The 10,301-nt window shown below is 74.1% G+C and carries 9 protein-coding genes; 5 read left to right on the top strand and 4 right to left on the bottom strand.

The window, feature by feature from the left end; all coding sequences use genetic code 11:
- The coding region (locus FA014_RS14545) for an ABC transporter ATP-binding protein (RefSeq protein ID WP_230323177.1) at positions 1 to 1,156 on the top strand (1,156 nt) is incomplete at its 5' end.
- A gap of 12 nt (positions 1,157 to 1,168) precedes the next feature.
- Here FA014_RS14545 and FA014_RS14540 read toward each other — a convergent pair.
- A complete protein-coding gene (locus FA014_RS14540; RefSeq protein WP_154730372.1) occupies positions 1,169 to 1,930 on the bottom strand; it encodes an ABC transporter ATP-binding protein in 762 nt (253 codons plus the stop codon).
- A 160-nt stretch (positions 1,931 to 2,090) separates the two neighbouring features.
- Positions 2,091 to 3,548 carry a sugar porter family MFS transporter gene (locus FA014_RS14535; protein WP_154730371.1) on the bottom strand — a complete coding sequence of 486 codons (1,458 nt, stop codon included), beginning with the start codon at positions 3,546 to 3,548 and terminating at the stop codon, positions 2,091 to 2,093.
- 270 nt (positions 3,549 to 3,818) lie between these two features.
- Between FA014_RS14535 and FA014_RS14530 the strand changes: the two genes are divergently transcribed.
- The 4 genes from FA014_RS14530 to FA014_RS14515 all read left to right on the top strand — a co-directional run bounded on the left by FA014_RS14530 (position 3,819) and on the right by FA014_RS14515 (position 6,974).
- The gene (locus FA014_RS14530; protein ID WP_154730375.1) at positions 3,819 to 4,424 is read left to right on the top strand and encodes a hypothetical protein; all 606 of its coding nucleotides are present in this window, start codon (positions 3,819 to 3,821) and stop codon (positions 4,422 to 4,424) included.
- A gap of 352 nt (positions 4,425 to 4,776) precedes the next feature.
- Positions 4,777 to 5,397, top strand: coding sequence for a DUF47 domain-containing protein (locus tag FA014_RS14525; RefSeq protein ID WP_154730370.1), 621 nt, complete (start codon positions 4,777 to 4,779; stop codon positions 5,395 to 5,397).
- A gap of 6 nt (positions 5,398 to 5,403) precedes the next feature.
- Complete coding sequence (locus FA014_RS14520; RefSeq protein ID WP_154730369.1) at positions 5,404 to 6,408, top strand: inorganic phosphate transporter; 1,005 nt, start codon at positions 5,404 to 5,406, stop codon at positions 6,406 to 6,408.
- A 77-nt stretch (positions 6,409 to 6,485) separates the two neighbouring features.
- A complete protein-coding gene (locus tag FA014_RS14515) occupies positions 6,486 to 6,974 on the top strand; it encodes a septum formation family protein (RefSeq protein WP_230323178.1) in 489 nt (162 codons plus the stop codon).
- A gap of 73 nt (positions 6,975 to 7,047) precedes the next feature.
- On the opposite strand, the gene FA014_RS14510 is transcribed toward FA014_RS14515, so the two are convergent.
- Together FA014_RS14510 and FA014_RS14505 are read right to left on the bottom strand one after the other, a co-directional pair.
- Positions 7,048 to 8,034 carry an NUDIX hydrolase gene (locus tag FA014_RS14510; protein ID WP_154730367.1) on the bottom strand — a complete coding sequence of 329 codons (987 nt, stop codon included), beginning with the start codon at positions 8,032 to 8,034 and terminating at the stop codon, positions 7,048 to 7,050.
- Positions 8,031 to 10,301, bottom strand: a 2,271-nt coding sequence (locus tag FA014_RS14505; RefSeq protein WP_230323176.1) for an RNA degradosome polyphosphate kinase, incomplete at its 5' end; no start/stop codon positions are given. The genes FA014_RS14510 and FA014_RS14505, both read right to left, overlap by 4 nt.

Below are 10,301 nucleotides of genomic sequence, written 5' to 3'. Positions count from 1 at the left end.
GGCCCAGCGCCCGGCGGCCCAGCGCCCGGCGCCGGTCGCGGAGTGGCGCCGCGGGGGCGCCGTGCACGCGCTGGTCGCGCCGGGGGGCGGCGAGGCACCGGCGGACCTCGAGGACGCGGTGATCGCGCTGACCCTGGAGCGCCGCCCCACCCCCACCCCCGCGCCCCCCGCACGCCGAGGGGGTACTCGACACGTCGAGCGAGCATCCGCCGACTACCCCCTCGACGTGTCGGATACCCCCTCGGCGCACGCGCGCGGCGCGGGGCACGCGCGCGGCCCGGCGCACGCGCGCGGCGCGGCCGCCGGGCCCGCGGTCGAGGCGGCGCACGTCGTCACCGCCTTCGGCGGCTTCCGCGCCGTCGACGACGTCTCGCTCACCGTCCGCCCCGGGCAGGTGCTCGGCCTGCTCGGCGCGAACGGCGCCGGCAAGACCACGCTCATCCGCACGGTCCTCGGCCTGCTCGCCCCGACGTCCGGCACGGTGCGGGTCCTCGGCGGCGAGCCGTCCCGGGACACCCGGCGCCGGATCGGCTACGTCCCGCAGGGCCTCGGCCTGGCGGCGGACCTGACCGTCGCGGAGAACCTGGCGTTCGTGGCGGCGGCCTACGGCCTGGACGAGGTCCCGGCGCCCCCGGCGGGCCTGGCGGGGGAGCGGGACCGGCTGGTCGGGTCGCTCGGGCTCGGCCTGCAACGGCGGCTCGCGTTCGCGGCCGCGCTGTCGCACGCCCCGGAGCTGCTGGTGCTGGACGAGCCGACGTCGGGCGTCGACCCGCTGGCCCGTGCGGCGCTGTGGGACACGGTGCACGAGCAGGCCGAGGCGGGGGTCGCGGTGCTCGTCACGACGCACTACATGCAGGAGGCCGAGCAGTGCGACGCGCTCGTGCTGATGTCCCGGGGCCGCCGGGTGGCGGCCGGGACGCTCGCGGACGTGCTGGACGGGACGACCGCGGTCGAGGTGGCGACGCCGGACTGGGCTGACGCGTTCGGCGCGCTGAGCGCGGCGGGGCTCCCGGTGACCGTGGCCGGCCGGGCCGTGCGGGTGGCCGGGGTGGACGCCGCGGAGGTCGGGCGGGCGCTCGCCGTCGCGGGGGTGCGCGGCGAGGCCCGGCCGGTGCCGGCGCGGCTCGAGGAGGTGCTCACCCTCGGCGCGCGCTGACCCCGGGCGCCGTCAGCGGAACGCGCCGACGGCCTCCGGGTAGGCCTCGGCCAGCTCACGCGTCTCCGGGTGCTGCGGGTCCGACAGCAGCGTCCGCATGGTCCCGGACTCGACGATCCGGCCCTCGCCCAGCACGTGCACCGTGCCGGCGAGCCGGTCGACGAGCCGCAGGTCGTGCGACACCACCAGCAGCCCGACCCCGGTGGCGGCGATCGCGGCGACCTGGTCGGCGACGGCCTCCCGCAGCGCCGGGTCGAGCGCGGTGGCGGGCTCGTCGAGGACGAGGATCTCGGGGCGCGTCGCCAGGGCGTCGGCGAGCGCCAGCCGCTGCTTCTCGCCGCCGGACAGCGAGTGCAGCGTGCGGTCGAGGAACCGCGGCTCCAGGCCCACGCGGGCGAGCACGTCCTCGGGCTGCAGGCCGGTGGCCCGCCCCGCCTTGCGGGAGTCGTTCAGCGTGGACTGGAGCACCTTGGCGACCGAGGTGCGGCTGTCGACGCCGACCAGGCCCTCCTGGTGCACGGCGCGGACCGTCGACCGGAACGCCTTCGTCTCCTTGCGGGACATCTTGGTGACGGGCCGGGCGCCGTACGTGGCGCGGCCCTGGGTCGGCTTGTGCCGGCCGAGCAGCACCTGGACGAGCGTCGACTTGCCCGCGCCGGAACGGCCGATCAGGCCCACGGTCTCCCCCGGGGCGACGGACAGCGAGGCGCCCTGGAGCACCGCGGCGCCGCCGTAGCCGGCCCACACGTCGTGCGCGGCGAGCGCGGCGCTCACCGGGTCACCCCCGGGGCGCCGAGCGCGGCATCGGTCCGAGCGGCGTGGTCGTGCGGCGTACCCACAGCGTGTCCCTTCGAGCGATGACGGCCACCGGTGACAACGGCCGAGCCCCCCGCGAAGTTTCCGCGAGGGGCTCGGTCGCTGGCAAACGCGCGGGTCAGGTGCGGGCCCCGCGGCTCCGCGCCGGGGGCAGGTTCTCCATGTCCTCGAGCTCGACGCCCTTGGTCTCCTGCACCTTGGCGAGCACGAAGAAGAACGACAGGCCCGCGAAGATCGCGTACATCAGGTACGGCCCGGTCGCGCCGAACTGGTCGAGCAGCGGCGGGAACGTCACCGTGATGAGGAAGTTCGCGATCCACTGCGCGGCCGCGGCGACGCCCAGCGCGGCGGCCCGGATCCGGTTCGGGAACATCTCGCCGAGCAGGACCCAGACCAGCGGACCCCACGACGCCCCGAAGAACACGACGAACGCGTTGGCGGCGACCAGCGCGACCGGGCCCCACGGCGACGGCAGCGACACGTCCTCGCCGGAGCCGGACGCCTGGGTGAACGCCAGCGCCATGACCGCGAGCGACACCGTCATGCCGGCCGAGCCGGTGAGCAGGATCGGGCGGCGGCCGACCTTGTCGATGAGCGCGATCGCGATGAACGTGACGGCCACGTTGGTGACCGAGGTGATGGTGGAGACGAGGAACGACTGGCTCTCGTCGAACCCGACGGCCTGCCACAGCGTCGTCGAGTAGTAGAAGATCACGTTGATGCCGACGAACTGCTGGAAGACCGACAGCAGGATGCCGACCCACACCACGGGCAGCAGGCCGAAGCGGGGGCCGCGGAGCGTGGCCTGCGCCTCGAGCTCCTTGTCCTTCTCGATCGTCTTCTCGATCTGGGCGACCCGCTCGCGGGCGTCCTCGTCGGGACCGAGCACGCTCTGCAGCACGGCGACCGCCTCGTCCCGGCGGCCCTTCGCGACCAGGTAGCGCGGCGACTCGGGGATGCGCAGCGCGAGGATGCCGTAGACCGCCGCGGGCACGACGGCGACGAGGAACATCCAGCGCCAGGCCTCCCAGCCCAGCCAGAGCTCCTCGGACGCGCCGCCCGCGGCCTCCTGCAGCAGCTGGTCGGACAGCAGGGCGGCGAAGATGCCGAGCGTGATCGCGAGCTGCTGCAGCGAGCCGAGCCGGCCGCGCAGCGCCGCGGGGGCGATCTCCGCGATGTAGGCCGGGGCGATCACCGAGGCGATGCCGATGCCGACGCCGGCGAGGATCCGCCAGATGATCAGGTCCCAGACGCTGAACGCGATCGCGGACAGGATCGAGGACACGAAGAACAGCACCGCGCCCAGCACCATCACCTTGGTGCGGCCCCAGTGGTCGGCCAGCCGGCCGCCCGCCCAGGCGCCGACGGCGCAGCCGAGCAGCGCGACGGCGACGGCGAACCCGGTCAGGGTGGCGCCCAGGTCGAACTGGCCCTGGATCGCGTCGACGGCGCCGTTGATCACGGACGAGTCGAACCCGAACAGGAAGCCGCCGACCGCGGCGGCGACCGCGAGGCCGATCGCCTTGTTGTGCGACGGGTGCCTGCCCGTCGAGGGTCCGGCGCTGCTCTCGGCCATGACGTCTTCTCCTTGCTCCGCTCGTCCTGCGAAGAACACCTGGGCCGGAGCACGTCGTCGGGCGCCGGTCGAGGCGTACTCACCTTTCACCCGCGCAGCGCATCCCGCACCCGGAAGGCCGGGCGGTGGTGCGCGGCGGGAACCGTAACCCGCCGCGCGCCGCGGCGCACGACGGGTGCGTGCGAGGCCCCCGGTCGCGACGGGTGCCCCGATCCGGCGGACAATCGACGGGTGACGTCCCACGACCGCCCGCGGTTCCGCCGCCCTGCGATGCTCGACCCCCGCGACGCCGACCAGCTGCCCGGCGACGTGGACCCCGCCCTGCGCTCGCAGGTCGCCCACACCACGGCCGCCGCGATCGTGCACCGGGGCCGCGCGGAGGGCGAGGAGGACCCGGCCCTGGTGGAGCGGCTGGTCCGGCTGGTCGAGACGGAGGGTCTCGACGTCGTCGCCGCGCTGTGGTCCGACAGCCCCGCCACGACGCTGCCCGGCACGCTGTGGCGGCTGTACGTGCTGCGCGAGTGGGTGCGGCGCGACCCGGCGACCCTCGCGGACCGGTACCGCCTCGGGCTCGAGGCGGCGCCCGTGCACCACGTCGTCGTCGGCGTGGTCAGCCCACCCGGACCGGACGAGCTGCGGGTGCTGCTCGACGCGGTGCTGTCGGGCGTGTGGACCGGGGACCTGGCGGTGACCCTGGAGCGCGGCGCGGCGTTCTGCCGGGTGCTCGCCACCGGCGCGGCGTTCGACGCCGACCACCTCGACCTGACCGGGGACGACGCGTCGGCGCGGCTCACCCGGAGCGCGGGCTCGCTGGTCCGGACGGCCGAGGAGCTGGAGCAGGCGGCGCACCTGTGGCGGGCCGGCTCCCTGGAGTGAGGCCCGCGGCGGTTGTTCCCGGCGGGCCCGTGAACATGCTCACCCGCTCCGACCAGGACGCGGCCGCGCCCGACGCGTAAACTCGTCACCGACGCCGGGCCGCGGTAGCCCCGGGCTCCAACTCAAGCCGCTCCGAGCGGCCTCGCGCCGAGAGGCGCTTCCCGGTCCGGCGTCCTCACCCTCCCCGCCCGGCGCGCGCCTGTGACCTCCGTCCCACAGGCGCCCCCGGGCGGCCGTGCGTCACGCTGAGGATGCTGTGCGTTCACCCCGGGTTCACCGGCGGGGTTGTGAGTTCACCCCGCGGCTGCCCTAGCCTGTGCCTGACCAAGCCCAACTCCTGCCGGAGCCTCCCGTGCGCCTGCGCCTCACCCCGCGCGACACCTCGTTCTTCGACCTCCTCGCCGCGTCCGCGGCGCACCTGGTCACCGGAGCCAACCTGCTGGCCGAGCTGCTGGGCGCGGACCGCGCGACCCGCAAGGCGCTCGGCAAGCAGATGAGCGAGGTGGAGCACCTCGCCGACGAGGCGACCCACTCGATCATGCGGCGGCTGAACCAGACGTTCGTCACCCCGTTCGACCGGGACGACATCTACGGCCTGGCGTCGGCGCTGGACGACTGCATGGACTTCATGGAGGAGGCCGCCGACCTCATCGTCCTGTACAAGCTGGACGAGCTGCCGGCGCGGGTGTCCGACCAGGTCCAGGTGCTGCAGCGGTCCGCCGAGCTGACGGCGGACGCGATGCCCCGGCTGCGGTCGATGGAGAACCTGGCCGAGTACTGGGTCGAGGTCAACCGCCTCGAGAACCAGGCCGACAAGTCGCACCGCAAGCTCCTCGCGCAGATGTTCGACGAGATCACCGACCCGATCCTCCTGATGAAGCTCAAGGAGGTCGTCGAGAAGCTCGAGGACGCCGCCGACGCCTTCGAGAAGGTCGCGAACATGGTCGAGACCATCGCGCTCAAGGAGTCCTGAGCCCCGGTGGAACTCGCGCTCGTCGTCGTCGTCGTCGCCCTGGCGCTCGGCTTCGACTACACCAACGGCTTCCACGACGCCGCGAACGCCATCGCGACGTCCGTGTCCACCCGGGCCCTGACGCCGCGCGCCGCGCTGCTGATGGCCGCGGTCATGAACTTCGCCGGTGCCCTGCTCGGGACCGAGGTCGCGGAGACGATCGCCACCTCGATCGTCGACCTCGGGGACGCGTCGTCGCACCAGGCGCTCGTGGTCGTGCTCTGCGCGCTCGTCGGCGCCATCGTGTGGAACCTCATCACCTGGTGGTTCGGGCTGCCCTCGTCGTCGACGCACGCGCTGATCGGCGGCCTGGTGGGCGCCGGCCTCGCCGGCGGGCTGATGATCTACGGCTCGGCGATCGTCGACAAGGTCGTCCTGCCGATGATCTTCTCGCCGCTGATCGGCTTCGGCCTCGCGTTCTTCGTCATGGTGGGCCTGCTCTGGATCATCCGGAACTCGTCCCCGTCGCGGACCACGCGCCGGTTCCGGCTCGCGCAGACCGCCTCGGCGGCCGCGATGGCGCTGGGCCACGGCCTGCAGGACGCGCAGAAGACCATGGGCGTGATCTTCATGGCGCTGCTGACGGTCGGCTGGGCGGACCCGGAGGGGGGCATCCCCCTGTGGGTGAAGCTCGCGGCCGCGACGGCGATCTCGCTGGGCACGTACTCCGGCGGCTGGCGCATCATGCGGACCCTCGGCCGGAAGATCATCGAGCTCGACCCGGCCCGCGGGTTCGTCGCGGAGTCCGTGTCCGCCGTGGTGCTGTACGTCAACGCGTTCGTGCTGCACGCGCCGGTGTCGACCACGCACACGATCACCTCGGCGATCATGGGCGTCGGCGCGACCAAGCGGCTGTCCGCGGTCCGGTGGGGCGTCGCCAAGAACATCGGCATCGCCTGGGTGCTCACGATCCCGGCGGCCGCAGCGGTCGCCGCGCTCGTGTACTTCATGCTGAGCCCGTTCCTCAACTGACCGGGACGCGGCCGCCCGGACGTTCCCGGACGGGGGCGAACTGGACACCCGCTCGCGCACACGATTCACTCGTGACCATGACTGCGAAGAACCTGACCGTGCGCTGGATGTCCGCTGTGTCCCTGGCGGCGGGTGCGGCCCTCGCCCTGTCCGCCTGCGGGGCGGACGAGGCCAAGCGCGACGAGGCGACCGGCGAGATCACCGCCGCGGCCGAGGCCGACGTGTTCTCCCTCCAGGTGGGTGACTGCCTGAGCGTCGCCGACGTGACCGACACCCAGGTGCAGTCCCTGCCGACGGTGCCGTGCGCCGAGGAGCACGACGGCGAGGTCTACGCGGAGACGAGCCTGTCCGGCGACGAGTACCCGGCCGACATCGACGCGCAGGCGGAGCAGTTCTGCGTCGAGGCCTTCGAGCCGTTCGTCGGCCTGGCCTACGAGTCCTCCACCCTCGGCGCCGGCCCGCTGACCCCGAGCGAGGTGTCCTGGGAGAACGGCGACCGCGTCGTGCAGTGCATCCTCATGACCGAGGAGCCGGTCACCGGGTCGCTGGAGGGCTCCGCGATCTGAGCCCCGGCCCGCAGACGACGGACGGCGCGTCACCCCGGCAGGGGTGGCGCGCCGTCCGTCGTGAACGGCGGGGTCAGCTGCCCAGCGGGGTGTGCAGCTCGACGTCCTCGACCCGCACCTCGTCCGGCGCCCCGCCGCGGGCCCGGACGACGTGGCACACGAGCACCTGACCGGGCCGCAGGTACGGGTTCTCGGCCGGGAGCCGGCGCCGGACCGCCGCGGGGGCGTGCGCCCGCACGACGTCGAGCACCGTCGGCAGCACCGGCCGGTGCGTGCACAGCGCGAGGTCCGAGCGGGTGCGCAGCACCGCGGCCACGGTCTCGGCGGTCTTCTCCGGCGAGTCGGCGTGCTCCGCCTCCGTGAGCGGCTCGCGCCGGTCGGGGGTGAGCCCCGCGGCCGTGGTGTAGGGCTCCACGGTCGCGCAGCAGCGCAGCCAGGGGCTGGTGACCACGTCCGCGACGCCGTAGGCGGACAGCACGGGCACCAGGGCGCCGGCCTGCAGCCGGCCGACGTCGGTCAGCGGGCGGGTGCCCTCCTCGCCCTTCCACGACGACCGGCTCCTGGCCCGGCCGTGCCGGACGACCAGGACCGCGCGGGTGTCCAGCGTGCCCGCCTCGTGCGCGGCCACCAGGGCGTCGAGCGGGATGCGGTCGTCCGCGCGGGTCAGCCGCTTGCGGGCCGCGTCCGCGTCCGCCCAGCGCACCGCGTCGATCTCGTCCTTGGACGCGTGCGCGGCCGGCGGGCGCGCGTGCACCGCGGGGCGGTCCGGGCGCCCGGCGACCTGCGCCGCCCAGTAGTGCACCCGCTTGCGCCGGCCGTCCGCGAGCTCGTACTCCAGCCCGGGCAGGGGCCGGCCCAGCACGATCTCGAGGCCGGTCTCCTCCTCGACCTCCCGGACCGCCGCGGCCGTCACGTGCTCCCCGGCCTCGAGCTTGCCCTTCGGCCACGACCAGTCCTTGTACCGGGGGCGGTGCACGAGCACCACCTGCAGGCGCCCCTGCCGGACCCGCCAGACCAGGGCGCCCGCCGACCGGACGAGCGCGGTGGGCCCCGCGCTCACCGGCCCGCGCCCAGGCGGCGGCGCTGGCGGTAGATCAGCGTCGACTGCAGGTCGCGCAGCGGCCCGTCGGGGCCCTGGGCGTGCCGGGTCCACGCGCCGTCCGCGCCGAGGTGCCACGACGAGGTCGTGTCGGCCATCGACTCGTCCAGCAGGCCGACGAGCTCGGCGACCTGGTCCGGGTCGGACAGCCGGACCAGCGCCTCGACGCGGCGGTCCAGGTTGCGGTGCATGAGGTCCGCCGACCCGATGTAGACCTCCGGGCCGGGGAGCAGCGTCCCGCCCTCGCGGCCGATGTCGGCGACCTCCTCGGTGACCCCGGCGTCCGCGGCGAACGCGAACACCCGGGAGTGCTCCAGGAACCGGCCCAGGATCGACCGCACCCGCACGGTCTCGGACAGCCCCGGCACGCCGGGGCGCATCGCGCAGATGCCGCGCACGCACAGGTCCACGGGCACGCCCGCCTGCGACGCCCGGTACAGGGCGTCGATGGTCTCCTCGTCGACCATCGAGTTGACCTTGATCTTGATCCAGGCCGGCCGGCCCTCCCGCGCGGCCTGCGCCTCGCGGTCGATCCGCTCGACCAGGCCGGAGCGCACGGAGCGCGGCGCCACCAGCAGCCGGTGGAACCGCGACTTCGGCGCGTAGCCGGACAGCTGGTTGAACAGCCGGGTGAGGTCCTGCCCGACGTCCGGGTCGCAGGTGAGCAGGCCCAGGTCGGTGTAGATCCGCGCGGTCTTCGGGTTGTAGTTGCCGGTGCCGACGTGGCAGTACCGGCGCAGGCCGTCCGACTCCTGGCGCACCACCAGCGACAGCTTGGCGTGCGTCTTGAGCCCGACGATGCCGTAGACGACGTGCACGCCGGCTTGCTCCAGCTTGCGGGCCCACTCGATGTTGGCCTGCTCGTCGAACCGCGCCTTGATCTCGACCAGCGCGAGCACCTGCTTGCCCGCCTCCGCGGCGTCGATCAGCGCGTCCACGATCGGGGAGTCGCCCGACGTCCGGTAGAGCGTCTGCTTGATGGCCAGCACCTTCGGGTCGGCCGCGGCCTGCTCCAGGAACGTCTGCACCGACGTCGAGAACGAGTCGTACGGGTGGTGCAGCAGGATGTCCCGCGCGCGGATCGCCGCGAACACGTCCGTCGGGTTCGCGCTCTCCACCTCGGCCAGGAAGCGGTGGGTCGTCGGCACGAACCGCGGGTACTGCAGGTCCGCGCGGTCCAGGTCGGCGATGAGGTTCAGGCCGGTGTGGTCGAGCGGCGCGGGCAGCTCGTAGACCTCGTCCTCGGCGACGCCGAGCTCGCGGACCAGCAGCGACCGGATGCGCGGGCTGATCGAGTCCGCGATCTCCAGGCGGACCGGCGGGCCGAACTTCCGGCGCAGCAGCTCCTTCTCCATCGCCTGGAGCAGGTTCTCCGCGTCGTCCTCCTCGACCTCCACGTCCTCGTTGCGGGTGACGCGGAACGTGTGGTGCTCGCTGACCTCCATGCCGGGGAACAGCTGGTCGAGGTGCTGGGCGATCACGTCCTCGACCGGCACGAACGACATCGGGCCGCGGTCGGTCGAGCCCGCCGCGTCGGTCGGCCGGCCGCGCCAGTCGACCGCGATGTACCGGGGGAGCAGCGGCGGCACCTTGACCCGCGCGAAGTGCTCCTTGCCCGTCGACGGGTTCACCACCACGACGGCCAGGTTCAGCGACAGGCCCGAGATGTACGGGAACGGGTGCGCCGGGTCGACCGCCAGCGGGGTCAGCACCGGGAAGATCTGCTTGCGGAAGTACTTGCGCAGCCGGTCCTGCTCGGCCTCGCCCAGCTGCTCCCACCGCACCAGGGTGATGCCCTGGGTCGCCAGCTCCGGCTGCACCTGGTCGGCGAACACCTGGGCGTGCCGGGCCGCGAGCTCGTGCGCGCGGACGCTGATCGCCTCCAGCACCTGGCGCGGGCTCAGCCCCGACGCCGCCGTCACGGCCAGGCCGGTGGCGATGCGCCGCTTCAGGCCGGCGACCCGGACCATGAAGAACTCGTCCAGGTTCGACGCGAAGATCGCCAGGTAGCGCACCCGCTCCAGCAGGGGCTGCGTCTCGTCCTCCGCGAGCTCCAGGACCCGCTGGTTGAACGCCAGCCAGCTGATCTCGCGGTCGAGGAACCGGTCGGCGGGCAGCGGGGCGGCCTCGGCAGGCGGCTCCACCGCGGCGGCGCGGCGGTCGTCCGGCATGTCGATGTGCTCGGCGATGTGCGCGGCCAGCTCGGGGGCGAGCGTGCGGGGGCGCTG

It is taken from the genome of Cellulomonas hominis, from assembly GCF_005239125.1.
Classification (GTDB): domain Bacteria; phylum Actinomycetota; class Actinomycetes; order Actinomycetales; family Cellulomonadaceae; genus Cellulomonas; species Cellulomonas hominis_A.
Note: the sequence above shows the minus strand (reverse complement) of the source record. Positions and strands in the feature narration are given on the sequence as shown.